General features: G+C 38.6%; 19 protein-coding genes and 4 pseudogenes. 16 read left to right on the forward strand and 7 right to left on the reverse strand.

From position 1 onward, the window contains the following. The first annotated feature begins 143 nt into the window (after positions 1-143). The 9 genes and pseudogenes from ACFSTH_RS11265 to ACFSTH_RS11305 all read left to right on the forward strand — a co-directional run bounded on the left by ACFSTH_RS11265 (position 144) and on the right by ACFSTH_RS11305 (position 7,574). On the forward strand, positions 144-1,001 hold the full coding sequence (locus tag ACFSTH_RS11265; protein WP_377771321.1) for a PHP domain-containing protein: 858 nt from the start codon (positions 144-146) through the stop codon (positions 999-1,001). A 55-nt stretch (positions 1,002-1,056) separates the two neighbouring features. Next, positions 1,057-1,806: a GntR family transcriptional regulator gene (locus ACFSTH_RS11270; RefSeq protein WP_377771323.1), complete on the forward strand. Its 750-nt coding sequence runs from the start codon at positions 1,057-1,059 to the stop codon at positions 1,804-1,806. Beyond that, entirely contained in the window at positions 1,799-2,215 is a 417-nt protein-coding gene (gene phnG, locus ACFSTH_RS11275) for a phosphonate C-P lyase system protein PhnG (protein WP_377771325.1), read from the forward strand. The genes ACFSTH_RS11270 and phnG overlap by 8 nt, the downstream gene beginning before the upstream one ends. Further along, positions 2,212-2,808, forward strand: coding sequence for a phosphonate C-P lyase system protein PhnH (gene phnH, locus ACFSTH_RS11280; RefSeq protein WP_377771327.1), 597 nt, complete (start codon positions 2,212-2,214; stop codon positions 2,806-2,808). Before phnG ends, phnH begins: the two co-directional genes overlap by 4 nt. Position 2,809: 1 nt before the next feature. Further along, complete coding sequence (locus tag ACFSTH_RS11285; RefSeq protein WP_377771329.1) at positions 2,810-3,937, forward strand: carbon-phosphorus lyase complex subunit PhnI; 1,128 nt, start codon at positions 2,810-2,812, stop codon at positions 3,935-3,937. 3 nt (positions 3,938-3,940) lie between these two features. Continuing rightward, on the forward strand, positions 3,941-4,783 hold the full coding sequence (locus tag ACFSTH_RS11290; protein WP_377771331.1) for an alpha-D-ribose 1-methylphosphonate 5-phosphate C-P-lyase PhnJ: 843 nt from the start codon (positions 3,941-3,943) through the stop codon (positions 4,781-4,783). Positions 4,784-4,799: 16 nt separating this feature from the next. Continuing rightward, positions 4,800-5,645 carry an ATP-binding cassette domain-containing protein gene (locus tag ACFSTH_RS11295; protein ID WP_377771333.1) on the forward strand — a complete coding sequence of 282 codons (846 nt, stop codon included), beginning with the start codon at positions 4,800-4,802 and terminating at the stop codon, positions 5,643-5,645. A gap of 25 nt (positions 5,646-5,670) precedes the next feature. Next, a pseudogene (gene phnM / locus ACFSTH_RS11300) lies at positions 5,671-6,850 on the forward strand (phosphonate metabolism protein PhnM). Between the two features lie 13 nt (positions 6,851-6,863). Further along, the gene (locus ACFSTH_RS11305; protein WP_377771335.1) at positions 6,864-7,574 is read left to right on the forward strand and encodes a phosphonate C-P lyase system protein PhnL; all 711 of its coding nucleotides are present in this window, start codon (positions 6,864-6,866) and stop codon (positions 7,572-7,574) included. A gap of 100 nt (positions 7,575-7,674) precedes the next feature. On the opposite strand, the gene chrA is transcribed toward ACFSTH_RS11305, so the two are convergent. After that, positions 7,675-8,868 (reverse strand): chromate efflux transporter, encoded by a 1,194-nt coding sequence (chrA, locus tag ACFSTH_RS11310; RefSeq protein ID WP_377771337.1) that lies wholly within the window; start codon positions 8,866-8,868, stop codon positions 7,675-7,677. 18 nt (positions 8,869-8,886) lie between these two features. After that, a pseudogene (locus ACFSTH_RS11315) lies at positions 8,887-9,062 on the reverse strand (helix-turn-helix transcriptional regulator); the annotation flags it as partial. Between the two features lie 132 nt (positions 9,063-9,194). Here ACFSTH_RS11315 and ACFSTH_RS11320 point away from each other — a divergent pair. Beyond that, on the forward strand, positions 9,195-9,467 hold the full coding sequence (locus tag ACFSTH_RS11320) for a hypothetical protein (RefSeq protein WP_377771342.1): 273 nt from the start codon (positions 9,195-9,197) through the stop codon (positions 9,465-9,467). 349 nt (positions 9,468-9,816) lie between these two features. On the opposite strand, the gene ACFSTH_RS11325 is transcribed toward ACFSTH_RS11320, so the two are convergent. Continuing rightward, positions 9,817-9,966 (reverse strand): hypothetical protein, encoded by a 150-nt coding sequence (locus ACFSTH_RS11325; RefSeq protein ID WP_377771344.1) that lies wholly within the window; start codon positions 9,964-9,966, stop codon positions 9,817-9,819. 490 nt (positions 9,967-10,456) lie between these two features. On the opposite strand from ACFSTH_RS11325, the gene ACFSTH_RS11330 reads away from it, so the two are divergent. Next, the gene (locus tag ACFSTH_RS11330) at positions 10,457-10,675 is read left to right on the forward strand and encodes a hypothetical protein (protein ID WP_377771346.1); all 219 of its coding nucleotides are present in this window, start codon (positions 10,457-10,459) and stop codon (positions 10,673-10,675) included. Between the two features lie 640 nt (positions 10,676-11,315). Here the strand turns inward: ACFSTH_RS11330 and ACFSTH_RS11335 are convergent. The 4 genes and pseudogenes from ACFSTH_RS11335 to ACFSTH_RS11350 all read right to left on the reverse strand — a co-directional run. Next, positions 11,316-11,588: a hypothetical protein gene (locus tag ACFSTH_RS11335; protein WP_377771348.1), complete on the reverse strand. Its 273-nt coding sequence runs from the start codon at positions 11,586-11,588 to the stop codon at positions 11,316-11,318. 31 nt (positions 11,589-11,619) lie between these two features. Further along, positions 11,620-12,279: a peroxiredoxin-like family protein gene (locus tag ACFSTH_RS11340; protein ID WP_377771350.1), complete on the reverse strand. Its 660-nt coding sequence runs from the start codon at positions 12,277-12,279 to the stop codon at positions 11,620-11,622. 92 nt (positions 12,280-12,371) lie between these two features. Further along, on the reverse strand, positions 12,372-13,064 hold the full coding sequence (locus tag ACFSTH_RS11345; RefSeq protein WP_377771352.1) for a Crp/Fnr family transcriptional regulator: 693 nt from the start codon (positions 13,062-13,064) through the stop codon (positions 12,372-12,374). A 181-nt stretch (positions 13,065-13,245) separates the two neighbouring features. Continuing rightward, positions 13,246-13,763, reverse strand: a pseudogene (locus tag ACFSTH_RS11350) (IS110 family transposase); the annotation flags it as partial. 1,681 nt (positions 13,764-15,444) lie between these two features. On the opposite strand from ACFSTH_RS11350, the pseudogene ACFSTH_RS11355 reads away from it, so the two are divergent. The 5 genes and pseudogenes from ACFSTH_RS11355 to ACFSTH_RS11375 all read left to right on the forward strand — a co-directional run. Continuing rightward, positions 15,445-15,684, forward strand: a pseudogene (locus tag ACFSTH_RS11355) (ISL3 family transposase); the annotation flags it as partial. Positions 15,685-16,027: 343 nt separating this feature from the next. Then, complete coding sequence (locus ACFSTH_RS11360; protein WP_377771380.1) at positions 16,028-16,288, forward strand: transposase; 261 nt, start codon at positions 16,028-16,030, stop codon at positions 16,286-16,288. Positions 16,289-16,809: 521 nt separating this feature from the next. Next, positions 16,810-18,141 (forward strand): ABC transporter substrate-binding protein, encoded by a 1,332-nt coding sequence (locus tag ACFSTH_RS11365; RefSeq protein WP_377771354.1) that lies wholly within the window; start codon positions 16,810-16,812, stop codon positions 18,139-18,141. A 24-nt stretch (positions 18,142-18,165) separates the two neighbouring features. Then, a complete protein-coding gene (locus ACFSTH_RS11370) occupies positions 18,166-19,428 on the forward strand; it encodes an ABC transporter substrate-binding protein (protein WP_377771356.1) in 1,263 nt (420 codons plus the stop codon). After that, on the forward strand, positions 19,415-19,891 hold the full coding sequence (locus ACFSTH_RS11375) for a hypothetical protein (RefSeq protein ID WP_377771358.1): 477 nt from the start codon (positions 19,415-19,417) through the stop codon (positions 19,889-19,891). The genes ACFSTH_RS11370 and ACFSTH_RS11375 overlap by 14 nt, the downstream gene beginning before the upstream one ends. Positions 19,892-20,371 lie beyond the last annotated feature (480 nt).

Raw genomic sequence — 20,371 nt, forward strand, 5'->3', positions numbered from 1 at the left:
TGCTTATCCATAGTGCATGGAAGTTAACAATTTTTTAATGTCACCATAACAGTACATTGACACTTGCTACTTGGCACCATGTTAGAGTGTGTAAAAGCTCTTAATTAGCTTATTTCAAATGATGAAAGGAGGTTGTTTTCTCTTTGAAAGTAGAACTTCACTGTCATACAAATCTGTCCGACGGTTCTTGTACTTTTAATGAGGTTTTGGACTTGGCCAAACAAGAACGTATTGGGTATTTGGCCATTACGAATCATGATACAACTAGAGATCTGGAGAGAATGGTAATTCAAGGGAAAGAACGAGGAATTGAAATTATTCCTGGCATAGAAATATCTGCTTACGATTTTAAGAGAAACACGAGAGTCCACATTCTGGGTTACTTTATAAAACCGGGTCATTCCGCATTTGAACACCTATGCAGTCCGCTGTTGGATAAACGCCATCAGGCTAGCTTGATTATGATTAACAATTTGATCGAAGCTGGTTATTCTATCACGTTAGAGCAGGTTATGAAATTTGCAGAAAGCAGCACAGGCATTTATAAACAACATATCATGCATGCACTGATCGAACAGGGATACACTGCAACTATTTATGGGGATTTATACAAAAAATTGTTCTCTCGCGGCAAGAATGGGGAACAGCCAGGCATTGCCTATATTCCTATAGAATATGTAGATGCAAAATCTGCTATTCAGGCGATCCGACAAGCCGGAGGTATTCCTGTTCTCGCACATCCAGGACAATATCATAATTTCGACGCTGTGCCGGAATTAGTGGAATGCGGATTGCAGGGCATCGAAGCCTGGCACCCACTGCATGGACCCAATGACGAAGTGATGGCACAGAAGTATGCTTTGCAATACAATTTGGTCGTAACTGGAGGCTCCGATTTTCACGGTTTCTATGGAGAAAAGGAAGTAGTGCTGGGCAGCAAAAGTCCGGGACTGGATTGTCTCTATGAAATGAAGAAAATGAAAAGTGAATTTACAACTTAATCTGAGGAGTTGCAAGCACTTTATTGAGAAATACAGCTAAAGGGGATGGGCGGAAATGTCTGAAGATCTAGACATAATTGATCACCTGATTGCGAATATTCACAAAGGAAAATATGAATCTGACGATAAACTACCGTCTGAGAATGAACTCGCGGATATGTTCCGAGTTCCCCGGATCATTGTGAGAAAGGCTTACGATAGGCTGCAAGAATTGGGCTACATTTATTCCAAGCAAGGGAAGGGCAGTTTTGTCAAAGATCGGCATATAAGCATCCCGATCGTATTGTTCACGGTTGAAAGTTTCAGCAAAAAAATGCTGAAGCTAGGCTATAATTATCAGTCGAAAAATATTTTTTGCGAGCCTATTGCCTACAATAGCAAAATCTATCAATCGTTAGGAGCAAACGAAAAGGATCGAATATTTAAAGTAGGCAGACTTCGAATAATTGACGGGGTACCGGTCGCACTGCATATTTCTTATGTGACGGAAGCGATGTTTGGCGACATTGAGCAAATCGGAAATGAGATCACTTCCATGTTCGAATTTTATAAGGACAGAGGATATACCAATCTTCGATCCAAACAAGTATTGTTACGGGTGACTTACCCCTTTAAATATGAAAGAGAACTGTTTGCTTGTTCAGGTCTGATTCCTTTGATAGTTATAGAATCCGAATGTGTGGATCGTTGGACGGGCAAGACCGTGGAATATAGCCAAAACTTATATCGTGGCGACTTTTTTACTTATAGTGTTTCAACGGAGGTAGGGCATGAAGAGAAAACAACGAACGGAGACTTTGATTAAGGGTACTCCAGAGATCGCAGCTGCATTAGCGCTAGAAATCAAAGATCGTTATCGGGTAACTATAATAGAGGAACCCAATCATGGTCTTGTCATGGTTAAGGTAAGGGAAAGTGCACAGAAAAGTCTATTCTATCTAGGTGAAGTGCTCGTTACGGAATGCAAAGTTCAGATTGAAGGGAAAATTGGAATTGGAATTTTGAAGGGCGACGAACCGGAGCGGGCCTACGATCTTGCCGTAATTGATGCGGCCTATGAAGCACAGTTGCAAGAAATCACTGCTTGGTCGACTATATTATCATCCGAAGCAGATAGAATCGCAAGAGAGCAAAAAGTAGTTGATGCAGCAGTATTAAGGACTAAAGTTAATTTTGAAACGATGGACACAGATGGAGAGGAGATGAGGAAATGAGTTTTGATCTAGTTCATGATATGCAGACCTCTTATCGTAAGGTCATTGATTCCATGTCGAGACCGGGATTGATTACTAATCTTTGTGAAGAAGCTGACAAGTGGGATGGGGATTTTCCTTGTTTTCCTGCGACGTTAACGATTGCTAGGCTGTTGTTGGATTCGGAGGTCAGTTTTAAAGTGTTCACCGAAAAGGAAGCTGACCTGAACAACCTATTTAATCAGTTAACTTTCTCCAAAGCAGCGGAAACGGATCAGGCCGATTATATATTTGTTTTGCAAGATGCTAGACACGGGGATTTGCGAAATGCAATAGAGAAGGCTAAAAACGGAAGTTTAAACGATCCTCATCATTCAGCGACGATTGTTATTGAGACGGGCGGCATCTCGGGAGAAAACGAACTAAAGTTAATGGGACCTGGAATTAAAGGTGAAAACTTTGTCAAAGTCCAGACAAGTTTGGATTGGATGGATATTCGAGAGGAGAGAAACGCCGAATATCCGCTGGGTATTGATCTTATTTTTGTCGATGTGGACCATCATCTTCTCTGTTTGCCAAGGACAGTTAGAGTCATGAAGGAGGAGACCAGATAAAGTGGGATATGTAGCGGTAAAAGGCGGAACTTCAGCCATCCAGGAATCCTTGAAGCGCATCTATTATGAAAGAATCAAGCACAATACTGTGCTTGATATTGATAAGATTGAAGGCGGCATGAGAGGACTGATCGATCAGATCATGTCAGAAAGCAGCTTGTACAGTGAAACATTGGCTGCTATTGCTATCAAGCAAGCAGAAGGAAATCCGGAGGAAGCGGTATTTCTGCTGAGAGCATTTCGTTCCACGCTGCCTAGGAAGCATTATTCAAGAGCTGTAATATCCGAAAATATGCGAGTGGAAAGAAGAATTTCGGCCAGCTTCAAGGATATTCCGGGCGGGCAAATATTAGGAGCCTCGATGGACTACAGCCATCGTTTGTTGGATTTTGATCTTTTAGAAGAAACAGAAGCAGGTATCAAAGCATGGTTGAATTCCTTCGAACAGAAGGAAAAAGCGGACAATCCAGTAGAAGATACGGATCTCTCTCGTTTGCCTAAAGTGCTGAATTATTTAAGAAGGGAAGGTCTTATTGCCGATTGCTCGATCGATACCCGGGAACCTGATGATGTTACTCGAATGAGCTTGACGTTTCCTGCCAGCCGCAGTCAGAAACTTCAGATTCTTACTAGAGGGCAAACGGGTGCAGTTATTTCCATGGCGTATGCGGTTATTCGAGGATACGGATCGGTTCATCCTACTGTAGGAGAGCTGCGGGTCGGACAGCAGCCAATCTATATCGATAATCCTTTGCAACAATCTGAGGATGAGGATGAGGCATATTACATCGGGGATATCAAACTGACCGAAGTGGAGATGTTGACCCCAGTAACTGTTGAGAAAGATAGAGGAAAAAAAGAGCTTGTGTTCGAATTCGGCTACGGTCTCTGTTACGGGCAAAATGAATCCAAAGCAATTGCAATGAGCATCCTGGACAAAAGTATTGAAAAGGGTGACGGTATTTTACCAACACAGAATGAGGAATTTGTCCTTTATCATATTGATTCGGTGGAATCTTCCGGTTTTATCTCCCATTTGAAATTACCGCATTATGTTACATTCCAGTCGAAGTTGAACGATGTTCGCAAGACGAAGCAAGTTAAAGCCATGGGGAAAGAGGAGGTGTAACTTGTGCAAATTCATTATAACTTTGCATTTTTTGATGAGGGCTCTAAGAGAGAAATTCGAAGAGCGACTTTAAAGGCGATTGCCATTCCGGGTTATCAAGTACCATTCGCTTCCCGAGAAATGCCGATTGGCAGAGGTTGGGGGACTGGAGGGCTGCAACTCACTTTATCCTTGATTGGAAAAAAGGATGTTCTTAAAGTGATTGATCAAGGATCAGATGAGTCAGTCAATGCAGTGAGCATCAAAAAATTGATCCAGGACACGACAGGAGTAGAAACGGTCGAAGAAACTTCAAAAGCGACTCTCATTCAATCGAGGCATCGTATTCCTGAAGTACCGCTTCAGCCTGGTCAGATTCTTGTTCTGCAAGTACCGATACCGGAGCCTCTCAGGCAATATGAACCAAGTGAAATGGAAACGAAAAAGCTGCATGGGGAGAAGGACTATGTAGGTGCATGGCTCATGCTGTTTGAGAAAATTATGACATACGGATCGATGTCAAGCGGTGCCGACCATCCGGTGATGATTCATGATCGGTATGTGATGGCCCCTAGTCCCATACCCAAGTTTGACAATCCAAAGCTAGATTTTTCTGAAGCATTAATTTTATTGGGCGCAGGAAGGGAGAAAAAAATTTATGCGGTGCCTCCCTACACCCGGGTTGTATCGCTTGCGTTCGAAGATGTTCCTTTTCAGGTGGAGTCGTTCCACGATAATGAATGCAGGCAGTGCGGAGCTCAAGATGTATTTCTAGACGAGCTATTTGATGCCGAAAACGGTCATGCCTATTACCAGTGTAATGATAGCAGCTATTGTTTAACCCGAATGAATCAGCAGACCAGATAAAGAGGTGATAACAGGAATGAGCGAATTTACAACTCCGATCTTAACTATAAAAAAACTGAACAAACAATTCGGAAGTGGATGCGAACAATGCCGAAGCAAAGTAGATAGGAAATTAAATCGAAATTATTGTCCAAATTGCGGAACCATCTATTCTTGTCGAGATATAACGTTTGATCTTTATCCCGGAGAAGTGTTGGGTATTGTAGGTGAGAGCGGCAGCGGCAAATCTACGCTGATGAGAAGCATTTACTTTGACCAGCCGGCAACAAGCGGCGAAGCTTATTTACAATTTTACAAAGAAGGAAAGAGCAATCTTTTTGAAGAGTCCTCTCAACAGAAGAAATATATTCGGCATCATTTGATGGGCAAGGTTTACCAGAATCCGGTTCAGGGATTAAGAATGGGCTTTACTTCTATTGCTAATATTGCTGAAAAGATGATCGCCGCTGAAAATCGAAACGTGGAGTCGATGGAATCGAGAGGGAGGGAGCTTTTGAATCAGGTTCGTATTCCTGTCCATCGGATGATGGAAGCTCCAAAAAATTTCTCTGGAGGTATGCAACAACGAGTTCAGATAGCTAAGGCGTTATCCAATAATCCACCGATTCTTCTGCTAGATGAAGTGACGACTGGACTTGATTTATCAGTTCAAGCGAATGTTCTGGACCTTATAAAGCAATTGCAAAGAGAATTGAATATTAGCATGCTTCTTGTCTCGCATGATCTAGGCGTAATTCGCATGTTAGCGGATCGAACGATGGTAATGCTAGATGGGGTAATAGTTGAACAAGGGTTGACCGATCAAATCCTTGAAGATCCACAGCATGCCTATACGCAACAGTTGGTTCATTCTCTACTATAGTTTATTTAATGATGGAGGCAGTCAAATGTATCTTATAACAAATGGACTTATTATAACGGAAACGGCAATTCTTAAAGGTTTTGATCTGCTCATTAAAGAGGATCGCATAGCTAGAATTGCCCCGCAAGGAACGATTAAGCCGGATGAACAGGTAGAAATAATCGATGCAGTCGGAGGTCATATATCCCCAGGGTTTATCAACATACATTCAGACTATATAGAGCTTATGGCTGCGCCAAGGCCTACCTCTCTGATGGATTTTGCTCTAAGCCTCAGAGAAGCCGAGAAACAACTTATTGCCCATGGTATTACTACGATGTATCACTCTTTATCCGATATATAAATCGGCTGATTTTAGCTACAAACCTATTCGAGAGCCAGAGAATGTGAGTAAACTGATTGAAGTAATCCATCAAACTCATAATAGAAAGCATCTAGTACGTCACAGATTACATGCAAGATTTGAGATCGATAATTTAGAAAAGATTGATCTTTTAAAAGGCTATATTGAGGAGAAAAAAATTCATCTTATCTCATTTATGGATCATACGCCAGGTCAAGGACAATATAGAGACCTAGAGACCTACAGGAAAACAATGAAAGGATATAACGATTTATCCAACGAAAGAATTGATGAAATAATCGCTGGGCATCAAAACAAGCAAAAAATGACGATAGAAGGTATCGAAGAGATAGCAGCGTTGGCGAGGAAGAATCAGATTGCTATTGCGTCTCATGACGATGACACGCTTGAAAAGCTGGCATTCGTACAAAGCATTGGCACGGTGATCAGCGAGTTTCCGATCACGCTTGAAGTTGCTCAGAAAGCAAAAGAACAAGGGATGTACACTGTAGCAGGCGCACCGAATGTTATATTAGGTGCTTCTCACAGCGGAAACTTGTCTGCTGTAGAAGCTGTGAAGCATCATGGCATTGACATTCTATGCAGCGATTATTATCCAGCGGCAATGCTACATGCGGTATTTGACCTTGTTAATAAACATCATATGGACTTGGTTGAAATGATTAAGCTGGTTTCACTTAATCCAGCTAAAGCTTTGAATTTGGATGGGGACATGGGTTCGATTAAGGAAGGGAAAAAGGCCGACCTTCTTATCATTGAAAAGATTGATAATGATTTCCCGGTGATCACCACCGTATTTGTTGATGGAAAGCTGTTGCAAAAAACTAACTACAGGATTTGACAGGGAGGATTCCATGGCAAACATACTGACGATTGAAAATTTGTCGAAGTCGTTTAACTTGCATAATCTCAATAAACATATAAAAGCGATTGATAATATCGACTTCTTTCTTCAAGAAGGAGAATTTGTGGGCATTACGGGGAAAAGCGGAAGCGGTAAATCTACAATATTGAGATGCATCTACCGAACTTATTTACCTCATGCGGGTCAAATTAAATATAACTCCAAGAGATTTGGACAAATTGATCTTGTTGGTGCATCAGAAAGAGAGATTATAGAGTTGCGCAAATATGAGATAGGTTACGTTTCGCAATTTTTGAACGTTATGCCCCGGACTACAGCTCGGGAATTGGTCAGAAACGCCATTGTGGAGATGGGTCATGAAGTAGAATATGCCGATCATGAAACGGAAATAATGCTAGATCATTTTGAATTGGACCACAGCCTATGGGATAGCTACCCTGTCACTTTCTCCGGCGGAGAAAAACTTCGATTAAACATCGCAAGAGCAATGGTGAAGCGCCCAAGACTACTGCTGCTGGATGAACCGACAGCAAGTCTCGATCACGCGTCCAAGGTGAAGGTAAAGGAAGTAATCGAGCAATTGATCAAACAAGGTACGACGATGCTTGGCATCTTTCATGATCTTGAATTTATGCAGAACCTTTGTAATCGCCAATATCATATGGAGGAAGGCATGATGAAAACTGCTGCAAAGCAGTAATCTACTTACAGTGAACACACTCCACAGACTAGGCAAGTAATAAATAAAGGTAATCTCATGAGCATTCGTTAAGATGCGTCCGGGATTATCTTTTGTTTTTTTAAATTAATGTCATGAGAGAGCCACCAATAGCTCCAGTCACCACAATAATCCAAGGAGGCAGTTTCCAATACACTAACATACTAAATAAAATTGCAGCAAATGCAAAATCTATTGGAGCTAATATGGAACTGGTCCAAATAGGCTGATAAAATGCCGAAATTAAAATCCCAACAACTGCTGCATTCACTCCCATTAATACTACTTTTATTTTTGGGTTGCGACGTAAAGAATCCCAAAAAGGCAATGTACCTAAGATAAGTAGAAAAGCAGGTAAGAAAATAGCTATGGTAGCGAGGACTCCACCTTGCCACCCCTCCATAACTGCACCTAGATATGCAGCAAATGTAAATAGAGGACCCGGTACAGCTTGTGCAGCACCGTAACCAGCTATGAATGCTTCTTCACTTAACCATCCAGTCGGTACAAATTCACGTTCAAGTAAAGGTAAAACGACATGACCACCACCAAAAACTATAGATCCTGAGCGATAAAAGCTATCGAACATAGCTATCCAACTTAAAGAGGTTGCTTCCCTTAATATTGGTAAAAGAAAAAGCAAACCAAAAAACAAGGATAAACATATAAGAGCAAAACCACGTGATATAGGAAAATGTATTCTTGAGTCGTCACTTTCGGTATGTTGCTTATAAAGGATAAATCCAATTATTCCAGAAATGATGATAACCGCCACCTGACTGACGGCTGTTTGCCAGCAAAGTGTAAAGACCAATGCAAACAAGGCGAGTGTTTTTCGATTTAAATCAGGAGTTAGGTTTCTTGCCATTCCTATAATGGCATGTGCAACAACCGCTACAGCGACTATTTTTAAACCATGAATCCAACCAGCTTGATCAATACCTAATCCTTGAAGTAGTAAGGCAAATATAATGAGAGCAATTACAGAAGGTAGGGTAAAACCAATAAATGATACAATTCCTCCTAATACTCCTGCTCGCATCACACCAATTCCGATTCCCACTTGACTACTTGCTGGCCCGGGTAAGAATTGACATAGAGCAACTAAATCAACAAAACTTTTTTCATCCATCCATTTTTTTCTATGAACATACTCATTGTGAAAGTAGCCTAAATGGGCAACGGGTCCGCCAAATGATGTTAATCCGAGCCTAGTAGAAACAATGAGGATTTCTAAAAGCTGCTTAAAATAATGATTTGTTTGATTCTGTTTCACTTGTTTTCACTTTCCTTTTTCTCGAACTAAAAGTCCATTCTCTCCCATTTGGTACAGGATAGGATAAAGAGTGCCAGAGCAGATATAATATTATCCTCTTTGAGCTACTCTAGCATCCGTGCACCATAAGTGGGGTGTTCCTTAGCGTGGTGTAAAACATGTATATGTATAAAGCCAAGAAATAGTTTACGCAATACTTTATCTTCAGTCCAAAATCAATATCAAATTTCGATATTGGTAATGTATAATACAATCTTATTATTTTCAATATAAAACTGATTGTTTACATAATATTTATATTATGGTGTGTTGAAATACTTTTTTGTATGAACAAGATGAAATACCAGAATCAAACAGATGATGTTTACGACGTCAAGGCTGCTAGTTCCAAGAAAAAGACTTTTGTACTATGGCGTGAAGTTGTAATGGCCTATGCTGCTTCTGCCATCATGGCAGGTATCGGAGGATTGGTTATAGCCGATAGGGGTCTTCAAATAGGGGCGTTGGCCACAATCGGCGGTGCATCGGTCTTAATAGCTTTTGATGATTGGCTTTTTTGGAACGTTTGGTTGATCTTGGCGTGCCAGTCAGGGCGCTGAGCAGAGAGCCAGAGAAGTTGCGTGATCAGATCGGAGAAAAAGGTCGATTGACTATCGAGGTCGCATCGGAGATGCTTCCGAACCGGAATCGCTGCGTCGCGTGTTTATAGGAGTTAACCAACTATCGATCCTCCCCAAGTATTACGCCGCAATCTAATTGAGAACGGGCATATGCCTTCTTAGCTCGTGAACCACGTTGTGGAAATTCCAACCATGTCTACGGTAGTGTCAGAAAATCCAAATGACACTGTGAAGCGCGTGCTTGGCAGAGAGCCGCGCACGCTAGACGCCTTCCTGCATGAGTGTGTAGAAGATTTGTTCTTCTAATTGAAGAGATTTTTTTATAATACTACCAGGTTGAAGCGTTTTTGCGGGCAAGCTCATCATTAAGTCCGAGTTTAATCATTTCCTCAACTATTATTTTTTTAATTTTATCACTGTTAAAGCCCTTAGCATTAAAATCACGATGCCAGCTTGCCTGTGAATGTGGCACGTTCATGGTATTCCTGTAACTCCTCTGCTTCAAGATCGTCATCAACTAGTAGAGATTCGTGTTGGCGACTATTTTCGCCGTGTATATAGATCTGATCTTCAAACAGAAGAAGCCCATCTCCCCATACATCATGTAAATAAGTCGTTTTCTTCGTCCTGGTGCTTTGAAAGAGAGTGAGATCGAACCTTCCTCTTCATGGTTGTATGTCCACCCCATTGCTTTAATAACGGGATCAAGAGGATGGTACTTTTTCCTCCCATTCTTAATAGGAGAAATATCGAGCCGTAGTTGGTTTCCGTCTACAATGATGTTCAAAGTGTTCCCTGCCTTCTCCTTCTTTATAGGTAATAATGATTAATTTTTAACTGCACATCCAAATATAGCTATTATACCATTTCATGGTGCGCTGCTCATCACATCACGTGAAAAATGAATTTGATCCTTACGTATACAGTAGGCTTTATAATGTTCGGGGAAGGGATTCAGCATGATAAAATTGGATAGACACAGGGAATCAGCACATTCATATTGGCAAGCAATCGTCCTACTTGGTTGGCTGACCATGACGATTGGGCTGTTTATTGCTACGGTATTGGGGCAGTGGATTACCCCTAATGAAAATCAGTCTTCGATTATGTATGGCATGACAAAGGAATTGATTGGCTATATCGAATCTATCTTGAAAAATTTCCATGGTTCCGACTTATGGTTGTAGATGATTAAAGAAGTTTTATTGAGATCCTACTTCTCGTTCAGGAGTAGGATTTTTGATATGGGATGAAGCGTTCTTTCAAGGCAGGTGTCCCAAATAGAAAATTGTTACTAACGTATATACTTGTTCCATTTTAAACCTCTTATAATTAATGAACCTTCCAATCGCATTACTGCTATCGAAAGGTCCTAAAGCGCGTATTTAATTGCTTCCTCGTTTTAGTGTTTTATACTTCTTTGCGCCCGGGCAACAATCCGTTTCATCTCATTTTTTCCTGACACTTCCATCCATGTGAGGCATATTTGGACAACACAATCTGGTCGTGATTTAGCGGCGTCATTCAGCCAATTTGCAACAGAATCTTACACATATTTAGATGGATCAGCTTTCAATGGTTCTAGCAGGGGGAGCCTCCATTCTGGATTGTCCTTCAGATCCGCAATATGTTTGGCCCAAACATCGAAGCGATTTCGCGAACACCAAAGTGGTGATCCGCGGCGAATGGACGAATGAGTGCCAACTTCTGTTCAAGCCCCAACAACGAAAGCCGCTCAGCAGCGCACACTGTCTGATCGATGAGTCGCCAATTGTTCGAATAGCTCCGCATGATCTTTGTCAGTCTGTCGCGAGATTAACTTGGCCCTCACCAGCAATTGAGGGGGATTACTTTCATCATTGATTGACTCCCTATCTGTTCCAGCTCAGATAGCATTGCATTGGCATGCTGTAATAGTTCAAATTCAATTAAGACGTGTCTAAGTAACTTTAAATGGTCTACTACCAACCATTCGGTCAGGTTGACACTTTCTATTCTTCCACTGTTTAATATTCCGATTACATCGGGGAGAATTTCGCTGGCTGTACGAGCTCCTTTACGATTTACAATAGAATCCGGAATCTTGTCCTTGAATTGCATGAGATAGAACCTCCGTTGAGGATAACAAACCTTATAGAGAGGCCAGCATGTCCAATACTTGGGAAGGCTCTAGCCTCTGTTTATAGTCAGCTTCGGCATAGGTTAGTCGAATGATGTTTGCACGATCTATGACATAAGTTGTTGGAACCGGAAGTTTCCAAGAGGAATCGCCATTATAATCGTCAAGCGAAATACCAATGGACCGGTAAACGTTGCGTATCGATTCAGAAAGCTCGAATAAGATGTTGTACTGGGATGCAACTTTGTTACCTATATCGCTTAAAACTGGAAAGGTAATACTGTTATTCGTTTGCATAGTAGTTGAATAGTCTGGGGATTGCGGACTTATCGCAAGAATTCGAGCTCCTGATGCTTCAAATAGTTCCGACGCTTGCTGATAAGCGCGTAGCGTAATATTACAAAATGGACACCAAACTCCGCGATAGAACAACAGGATAACAGGTCCTTGTGCTGTATAATCATATAAGGTAACAGTTTTACCGTTCTGATCTTTTAGCGAAAAATCGGGAGCTTTTGTTCCAACCTTCAGAGCAGTGGCGATACCTGATACTCTCAATTGAAGAATCGATTGATCAAACATTGTTACCATTTCTGGAGTGAGCATTTGTTCCATCTGTGTAGTGGCGTTTTCCAATTCAGTGTGTAAGGGTAAAAGAGGTGCATTGTTCATCGAAATCTCTCCATTTCGTCATGTCATTTAACTCTCCTCCATGATACGAGGTGGATGAAAGGAAAAGATGTAATGTAGTTTACAAGTTGCTATCATTCTAGCAAATTTTGCGCTGATGTGAGAAGGGAATGGTAAACGGATATTGTACGGAATCCGGTACGGATTAAACCGTTCTCTGCAAGTTCTTTAAGAGCCATGGACACGGCTTCTCTTGAAGCTCCAACCAAGTGAGCAATCTCTTGATGGGAAATAAGCATGTCGATTCGACAGTAATCGTTACCTTCGTCCCAAACTCCGAACCGATCGGAAAGTTCCGCCAGAACATGAATGATTTTATCATGCAATCTTCCAATGGCTAGATTTTGGACGAGGCTGCTCATGTATGATAACCGTTCACTCATGGCTTTAATCATATTCATCGTGAATTGTGGGCATCGAATGAGGTAGCTCTCGAACCGCTCTTTATCCATGACACAAATGTCACTTTCTTCGATCGTTTCAATAAACAGTCCCCGTGTACCTAATGAAATATCACCTATTTCACCAAAGATGTTTCCCTCGCTCAAAATATCCAAAGTGAACTGCTTTCCCTCGTTATTAAGTTGATATAAGCGCACTTTTCCCTCCTTCACAAAGTACAGCTCTTCCGTGAACGTTTCAGGTGTTTGAATGAACGTATGTTTTGGAAAAGTTGTGATCGAAGTCAATTCGTCCATTGTGATCAAATCTTCCTTAGAGAGCGAACGCAGTAGGTTAAACTGGGACAAATATTGAATGCGATTCATCAAATGTTCCTTCCTTCCATATTACAGCTCTCGGCATTCGTGCTGGCCGCCCTGCTGAATTACTATGCTAATTGTTGGAAATTGTAAGTTTATTTATGGTAATTTCAACAAGCACCAAAGTCATCATAGACAAGATCTCAAATAGCAACTATTTCTATCTCTTTTAGCTGTTCTTCAATTAAAGCGAAAGTTCCATCGATGATTTTCCAAATATGTCTGAAAATATTTTTTCATACTCTGGAAAAACTTGATCTAAACATGCGATAATTTTACGTTTCAAATCGGAACTGTGCTCTACAAATGAATAGCGTAATCGTTCTAGGTTCCTTAGTCTTAGTAAATCTTCTTCCATGAAAGGAGTTTCTTCTGGTGAATTAATCTGAATGAATTGAGCAATCATATAGAAATCACTTACGTTTGTTTGGGTCTTGAAAATATAAAAATGGGATTTAAATCGATTGTTTTGAAGCTCAGTTTATGAATATACAAAAAAGTATAAATTAAGTAATTACCTGTAACTTCTAGTCCGACAACAGTATTATCTGGTGTTACATTACACTGGTTAATAAAATGAAGGAGTTTTTTGCTTCCTTTCTTTGAATTAGCAAAGCGTAACGTTTTTCCAACTTGATTACCTTTTTCATCGATAATCCCTGCCTCATGATGACGTTTGCCAACATCGATGCCCATATAAAACATGAAAACATCATCCAATAATTTTTTATCACAAGAGAAGTTCCTTTTATCTTTGTAGATACTCAACCTCGTTGAATATACGAAAACGATTGTGTCATCCAGCTTATTCGAGTAGTTCTATAAAGAAAGAGGTGTCCGTCTTGGCAACGAAGACAAAGCTTCAAGGGGATATAAGACAACCTCTATCTGATTTACATCGATTATACCTTAAAAGAGGTATAACGATTTAAAACTATTAAAAAACTAGTTATTAATAATATACGAGAGTTTCGCTGGTAAACAGATAAATAGATGAGACTAAATAAGTATATCAACAGCAATGGCTATTTGTCGTACCTGTCTCATAGGAAGGAAAGAATAAATAGTTGTAAAGAACTGTTTTAATATTTAGTAATTATATTATATTGAACTCTGCAGAAAAACAGCTTTGAAACCTTATGTCAACTGGGGTTTCGCCTATTTCTTTGTCAAAGTTATTATTTTTCACGTATGTGGCTGCACCATTAGATGTAGCTCGTGTAAATTTTCCAGATTCATCGATGAGATCCTGTGCTTTGGCTAGTGTAGTTACACGGTCTGCTTTAGCACTCTTACTATAAAACAGGGCTTGTTTTTAATCGATTGTTTTCTTCAGCTTCCTCTCTTGAATCGTACGGGGATACAGACGGTATTTCCGTTTATAGTCTTTACCGAGCGATTTATGACCATTTTCATCCAATATGTAATCTATCACCTGTGGTCATCCCTTTAACTGCAACAACGACTACTTTACCCAATTCGTATTCGTATTTGATACGGACAAGATTAGGTCGATAGGTCTTACAATCGTTGGCACTACCTAGGAATAGTTCGTAGGTAATCGGAAGTTCATTGTTATTCATGCATAATCGGATTATGACGATGCTCTTTCGAAATGTGACATTTTGCTTGAAGTCACTTTAATCGTTTCAAAGTAATAGTTCGTCACACCATAATAGACAAGGTTGTATCTCTCCCTTAGTTTTTTTGATCTGATCATTGATTCACTGTTGTTTGACAATAAATCAACATAAAAATACCTGAACTTATTAGTTAGATCAATGGATTCAGGTTATGGTTGCTTTAATCTTGTTGCAAACTGTGGCTAACGGTGATCTATAACATTACTTTTACTCAATATAAAACAATAATGTGGATTATCGACAAAATATTACAATATTCGCTATATACAACCAATATTTTGTTTTGTATAGTTATATATGCTTCATCACCGTAACTTGGGGTTGACTTGGTAAATATACAACAATATCCATTTTAATATAGAAAAAAAGTTAAAACTCATCTATCGTAATTGTTGCTGAGACAAAACACGATAGGAGTTTTCACCTTGTACGATCAGTTTATCAAATTACTATTGTCATTACTGTCCTATTGCAACCACCATTTTTTACTATTTAGATTTCCATTTGTGAGAAACCAAACGTATTTCCAGTTGAAGCATCTTCGCAGATGATAAGATGCATGATTTTCTAAGGAGATATGGTTCGCAATGATCAGACAAGGCGTCGTTTGCGTCACGGATATGCTTGGCAAATTGGTGTGCTTTGGTTAGAGCTTTCTGTTCCTCGTCAATGTTATAAAATATATGGATTTATTTTCACTTATGACTATGGGTTAAGATCCCGTTCGCTCTTCTACAGCATCATTCTGTCGACAAATTGTAGGGCGCTGTCATGGACGTACGATTCAAGAGGTTGCACGGGAATACGAGCTTCCTTATACAACGGTTGAACGTTGGTTTTACCTTGATGCAGCAGAACGATTAGTAGAGGAATCGGCGACAGACATTTGTGTCGATGAATTCGCTATTCAAAAAGGACACCATTATGAAACAAAAGTATTAAACGCAGGGACAGAATGTATTCTAACAATTGTTCCACATTGAGATAAAGCAATACGTACATATTTTTACATATATTAAGTGGTACGATTCAAACCTTTGTGAGTGATTTGCACCTATTATAGCGAAAACTATTCAAACGGTATTTCCAGATGTCGAAGATGTCCTGGATCGATTATATCTCGTACAGTTTTTTACAGCTGCTCTTCAAAGACGTTGAAGGTATTTAGACAAAGCGAAGAAACACCATAAATCACGTTTTATTGATCGATGCTTAGCCCGAAAACCAGAAGAGTTAACAGCTGAAGAACGTAGCTTTGTAGTTACTTGGCTGCAAGAAGTTGCTTCTGTCCAATATTTTTAACAAGCATTGAATCATATACGTTATGTGTTAAAAGCAACTTCTATCCCACAAGCAAGCCGGTGGTTAGAAGAGGTTCAAACGGTATTATTTTCATGCTTGTGGCGCGGTTGCAAAGATTGCAACACATTGCATGCTCGTGAATTAATACATACGATTGTTTCCACATTGTTCAATGGCATCATGGAGGGGACAAGCAATAAAATAAAGCTTATAAAAATACGTGGCTTCAGTTACCTAAATTATGATCATTTATTTATACGGATTCGTTTGGGAATTGGGCGATAATCTTAATAATTCATAATTATAATATTAAATACTTATTTTCGACATAAAACTTATTAATACTTTACAGTTAATGTTTTCCATGATATACTTAATTTATGTTATTTTAGATTCATAAAATGCTGTTTTCTTCAATCATTGTAGTCTCTTAAATCATTGTAGTCTCTTAAATCATAGTTGAATAAGTCTTTGTAACTATCTTTCCTTTTTAATGATATGAAATCTTAAATCTTTAAATCTTTTTAATGTCTCACTCACCTCATATCTGTATATAAAATTAAAATCTATTAAATGGAATTATTATATATAATGGGTGTGAATTACCGTAATTTTTACTGTACCTGAAAATTGAAGTTGTATTTGAGAAGTTATGCTTGTAGTTCCCTCAAACAAAAAGAATCTGTACATAGTTCGTTTAATAAGTATGGATTAAATGGTTCATTTTTCTAAATTAAATAATCCGCATGACGTCTTTATATCGCTCTCTTACTACTACTTAAATTCTAGAATAAGAGGTATGTTACATGAAAAACGGTTTATTGAAGTACGTTAATCAAGTTATATTCGTTATTTTGTGTATCGGGCTATTAACTGGCTGTACGACTACTCAGTCAAAAGAGAAAAAGGTTATCACTATATTATATAGCTCTACAACTGACTTCAAAATGGATTACGGAAATACTCTGCAAGCTAAATTCAAAAATATAGACTTCCAAATTATTGAGTACAGTCCGATACTTGGTGATGGAATATGGAATGGTTTGAATTACGTTCCTACATCCGGCGACGACTGGGATGCGGCACGTTTTATAGCATTAGTCAAAGAGAAAAATCCGGACATCATATATTTTCCTACTGCTATCTATCCAAGTCTACTAGAAGAGAATCTATTAAAAGATGTTACCGATTATGCTAGTCAATATGATTTTTCTGAAATCGATACGCCGATTATGGAAAATTTACAAATAATGGGGGAAGGACGACTTTATTTTCTATCAGATTCGTTAGCTTCTCAAGCTATTTACTACAATAAAGATTTATTTGCAAACTATAATATTTCTGCACCAAATGATTTTATGACTTGGGATGACATACTAACACTTGCTAACTATATTACGGAGAGAGGAATAGAAGATGGTGTGACCGGATTACTAACTCCGTATTATGACATGGTTGATTTGTTTTTACTGTATGGGAAGTCTAATGGATTGACTTGGTATAATCCTAACGACGTCGGTACATCATTTAATCATGATGCTTGGAAATCAGTGCTGGAAGTAATTATAGAAAAAAATAAATGGGAGAGCAATTTGCCTGCTACGGAAAAACGTTACACGGAACTTTTTCAAGATAATAAAGTAGCTATGGTTCTGGACTCCTACTTGTTTAAAGACGAGCTAGCTAGAAGTGACTCGAAGATAGATTGGGGACTTGCAACAGCGCCAGTGCTCAATAATGAAACGGATAAGAGTTATTCGGTTACTTTTCAATATTTAAATGGTATAAATAACGCTACACCCCATAGTAAAGAAGTACTTGAGGTGTGGGCTCATCTCAATGGTAAAGACGTTGCGAGGAAAAGACATAACATGAGTTTATTCCGATACACGATCCCGGTTAGATCAAATTTATTAAGGGATGATGAGATGAGAAATATTGCAGTATTTTACAAACTAACTTCTCCAATGTCGCTGCTAAGCATGGAAAACAACTTGCCACGTCAAACAGAAAGTGAGGTAAAGCGGTATTTGTACAGTCAAATGCAGGATATTATTGCCAATCATGTAACGATTGCTGATGCCGTTTCTAATTGGGATGTAGAAATACCTAGTATCATCCAAGTAAAAAGTGATTAATCAAAACATACAATCGGAGGCACTATGAAGAGAATTGTTATTTTTCCTATCTTTTTATTATTAAGTGCGACCTTGTTTGGCTGTACAGTTACTAGTGAACAAGAAAAAGATTACTCTAGTCAGGAGATAACGATCTATGCTTCTGAATCGGAAGAGCAGTTTTTTTATCAATCTTATGGAAATTTGATTTTAGAACATTTCCCGGGACTAGAAATCCGTGTTATCACCCCACCATATGAAATGCTTGGGCAAACAAACGTGGAAGAAATCAAAAAGCATGCTCCAGACTTGATCGTTTCCTATACAAACGATTATAAAGAACTTGTTGCCGATTCCTATTTGTCAAGTATAGACAATTTAATAAAGAAAGATAGTTTCGATATCGATAAATATTCGAATAGCATGATAAGTTATTTAAGAGATGAAAGTGGCGTTCTATATGGATTATCACCTGACGCGTATATTTCTGGAATATTCTATAATAAAGATTTAATTAACCACATCGGCCTCGATCATCCGACTAACGGAATGGATTGGTTTGAGTTACTTCAATTGGCTACACGTTTTACGAATGGAATTGCAGGTTTTGAAAACTCTTCAAACCCAAGTGGATTGCTTATGAACATAGCAGCTACAAACGGCTGGTATTTCATCGATAAAGAAATGAATGAAATTACATTTGAGATTGGGGAGTGGGAAAAGGCGATTCAAACGATTGTTGATTTATATGATGCTAATTCGTTTGTAAAAGGTAGTGGTGATTTATTTTTTCAAGGAAAATCGGCATTATACGAAGGGAATTTATCTTACGTAACTAAACTTTTAGATACTAATGAGTTTACTTGGGGGGTTATTACTCAACCAGTAAATACGAATAGCAGAAATGTCAGTCAAAGTGTCGGCTTTAATCGAGTGTTATCCATACCAACCGAATCAACGCATAGAGAATTAGCATGGGATATTATGAAAGTTCTAATGAGTGAAGAGGCTGCGGAGCATTATGAAGATAATCAACTCTCAACTACGATTTCCACACTAAAAACGCATATGTATAATTACAAGGGCATAAACCTAGAAGCTTTTTGGGAGCAATCCATTAATTCAAGCCCCAATATATTAAATGATGAATTAACGCGGGAATTCATAAATGAGTTCTATAGTTTACTGGACGATTCTCTATATAAAACTATTAATCACGAAATTTCAGTGGAAGAGTGTTTCGAGTTAATTATTAAAGGGGCTGAAGAAGCTTATGACAAGGAGAGATTAAGAAATGCAAACAAATAATCTTACACATCGTAAATTTTTAAAATCGCACGTAGAATATGACATTGGAACTTATATACCAGATGAAATAAAATTAATTGAAGGATTTCCAGAAGAAAACCTAGAATGGCTAAAAAATACTGAGTATGGAAGCATACTTTATTTCACTAGTAATAATTGTACTGCTTGTAATATAAACGTCATGATAGAAACATATTTAAAACACAATAAATTTAGTTATGCATTTTTTTGTGAAGGCTATACTGAAAATGACCTTCAGAGTATACGATCAAAGTATGAAGAGTTAAAAATATATGCATACAACGCTAAGGTTATAGCGGAAGAGCTTAAAGTAAGAAGTGTACCATTTATGCTCGTTTTGAATAAAGTAGGGCAAGTCGTTGCTGCAGGTGTTGTGAATACATATGAGCACTCTCTCGAAATAATGAAACCGTTACTGCGTTCAATTGATAAAAAGAAATGAAGCGAATTTTAAGAGTAATCACGTTATCACTCGAATCATTTATTAAGGTATTTGTATTTAATAAACAAACAGTTATTTTTATAATTATGGCGTTAGTATTTAGTTCTATCAGTATGTATTTTGAGATATTTTTGACTAAAACAATAGTCGATAGTTTATTCAACGGACAACTACAGCTACTCTATTATTCAATAATTGTATTAGTGTTTTTTCAAATATTAAATAGTTATTTAAATAATTTATCTTTTGTGAAAACTACTCAATTAAGTATTGCATTCACCAACAAATTGGAAGAAGAACTGATTGATAATATAAAAAACATTGATTTAATTCATAAAGAAAATCCAAAATTTGGTCAAGTCCTTTTTTATGTGTAAATTCCCTTTAGATATGATCTGCCGGACTTATGACTTGGGTTCGGCTTTCTTCTTCTCTTTTTTCCACGTCCAATATAGGTCCATATCGATGTATCTCCTCTGT

It is taken from the genome of Paenibacillus yanchengensis, assembly GCF_042684845.1.
In the GTDB taxonomy this organism is placed as follows: Bacteria; Bacillota; Bacilli; order Paenibacillales; family Paenibacillaceae; genus Pristimantibacillus; species Pristimantibacillus yanchengensis.